General features: G+C 35.8%; 1 protein-coding gene and 1 pseudogene. One reads left to right on the forward strand and one right to left on the reverse strand.

Features of this window, described 5'->3' with window-relative positions; genetic code table 11:
- Positions 1 to 90 precede the first annotated feature (90 nt).
- Positions 91 to 777: pseudogene (locus tag HGG78_RS18615) on the reverse strand (dicarboxylate/amino acid:cation symporter); the annotation flags it as partial.
- A gap of 68 nt (positions 778 to 845) precedes the next feature.
- Here HGG78_RS18615 and HGG78_RS18620 point away from each other — a divergent pair.
- On the forward strand, positions 846 to 2,542 hold a 1,697-nt coding region (locus HGG78_RS18620), incomplete at its 3' end, for a recombinase family protein (protein WP_172533799.1).

Here is a 2,542-nt window from a genome sequence, read left to right on the forward strand (position 1 = left end):
ACATTATATCTATTTATTACAGGCTATCTCATTTTTAAATGAAAAAAGGCTACCTTTCGGTAGCCCATCGATATTTTTTGTAGGGTAGTTTTAAGCTTGTTGTTTTTGAAGTTCAGTTTCTATTTCGTCTTCAACAAGAGAATCCACGATGACAGCACAAGCAGCATCACCCGTTATATTTAGGGCCGTGCGGATCATATCGAAGATACGGTCAAGCGCAAACAATAATGGTAAGCCTTCAATTGGAATACCTGCCGCTAATAGAACAGCGACCACAAGGAATGAAGGGCCAGGTACACCAGCTTGGCCTACTGCGCCTAAAGTAGCGGTAACAATAATTGCAATATAGGCACCCATTGAAAGGTCAATATTAAATAGTTGAGCAAAGAAAATGGCAACTAAACCGTAGTAAATTGCATTACCACTCATATTAATTGTTGCACCTAATGGCAAAACAAAAGAGGCTGTTGAATTGCGAACGCCAAGTTCATGTTCTACCGTATCCATGGTGACAGGTAGCGTAGCCATAGAAGAGGCTGTGGATAAGGCAACAGCTTGTGGTTTTTTCATCGCAAGAATGAATTTTTTCGCCGATGTTTTGGTGAATATTTGAATCATCAATGGGTAAACGATGAATCCAAAAATCAAAATTGCAGCAACGTAAACAACAAATAGTTTAAATACCACCATCAATGCACCAAAGCCAAAAGTACCTACGGCTTCTGCCATCAGGCCAAAGACACCAATCGGTGCAATGATCATTACTTTGTTAATGATGACATAATTAGTTTAGCAATATAGTATAAGTAGCAATTAAGAAGATTAGCATTGAAAAGGTGTGTGTAATGAAGCTTTCAGCAATAGCTCAAACAAATGAGTTTATACGTCCCGTAGTGATTACATACACTCGATTTTCAACAAGCATACAAAAAGACGGTTTGTCTGAATTTCGTCAAGACGAATTAACACAGAGATACGTTTTAGATTTTTGTGAAGAACATAGTGTTCCAGTCCAAGATATAATATCACTGAAGGACAGAGGTGTTTCTGCTTATCGGGGCAAAAACATGACAAAAGGTAGTTTGTCTGAAATTATTGCAAAATTTAAGTCTGACGAACTACCAAAGGTCTACAACGAAAAAGGTGAAATCAACACATTCCTTTTTATTGAATCGTTAGACCGTTTATCTCGTGCTGATTTACATACCGCCAACAAACTTTTCTTAGATCTGGTTGAGTATTGCAACATAGTAGTTGTTGCTGAAAACGAAAAGAAAATCTATTCACTTAATTCTTTAAAAACAGACATGGGAATGCTCGATCTGTTTTCTGCGCTTTTGACTTTATCTCGTTCTCACAACGAATCGAGAATGAAAGAGATGCGTCATAGGGCGAACTGGTCGAACAAACGTCAATCAGTAATTGATTACTTTGAACTATCTAAAGAAGAGCGTGAAGGGGTTGAATACCCACAAAATCCAACAAGAACTTGTCCTTGGTGGTTGAAACCAAAAGATGATAATCGTGGATTCGAGTTCATAGAAGAGCATCGTAAAGCAATGATGTTCTTTCTAAATCGAATGCTAGATGGTTATGGCTTAACTTCTTGTATTAGACGTTTAAACGACAAAATTGAAAGTGGGGAATTCAAGGTTGAGTTTTCAGATAGACAAAAAAATGCTCAAGGCTTCCAGACACACACTTTTTATCAATTACTGAATAATGATAATAATGATTCAATCATTGGTGATTTGATCTTGCATCAAGACTATTACCCAACAGAAAAGGATGTTCAACAAGGATTATACGAAAAAAAACAGCTTGGTAAAAAAGTGAGAATCCCTGTTTACACTGCAAAAGGTTATTATCCTGCTTTATTGACTGAAGTTGAGTATTTACGACTTCGACAGCAAATGAAGCAGCGGAAACAAACGCAAACTAAACCAAACAAGAAAGTCGCAAACATTGCTCAAGGTCTTTTGAAATGTCCTTTATGCGGTTATAGCTACACGTATGTAGCAGATAATCGATCTGGTAGGCATCACAATTTAGTATGTGCATTGTCTAGAGCTAAGAAATGTAAAGCATCAACATTTCGCTACAAGTGGTTTGAAAATAATTTATTAAATTATTGTCGAAATCTCGATATGAATCGTGTGATGGGATTAAAAACGGTAGACAAAAACAAAGCAAAAATAGAAGAATATGAGCTTGATATAGGCACTCTAGAATATGAAATACTAATCCTTAACAATGAGTTAGAACAATTGGTGGCTAATTTAAGTAAAATTAGTATCACATCGTTGTTAGAAAAAGCCCAAGAACGCTATGTTCTAATAGAAAATGATATCAAAGTTAAATCATATGAATTAGAGCAGATTCAAATCGAATTGCGTTCTTTAAAGAAAACATCTACTCATCAACGAAATGTTAATGAGAAAATTTATGAGCTAATTGACTCAGTTCAACTAAAAGATGATGTTCAGCTAAGAGAAAGGTTGAACATAGAACTGAAGAAAGTCATAAAATCTCTGCATATTTA

Origin of the sequence: Vibrio aestuarianus (assembly GCF_012395185.1) — a bacterium.
GTDB lineage: Bacteria > Pseudomonadota > Gammaproteobacteria > Enterobacterales > Vibrionaceae > Vibrio > Vibrio aestuarianus.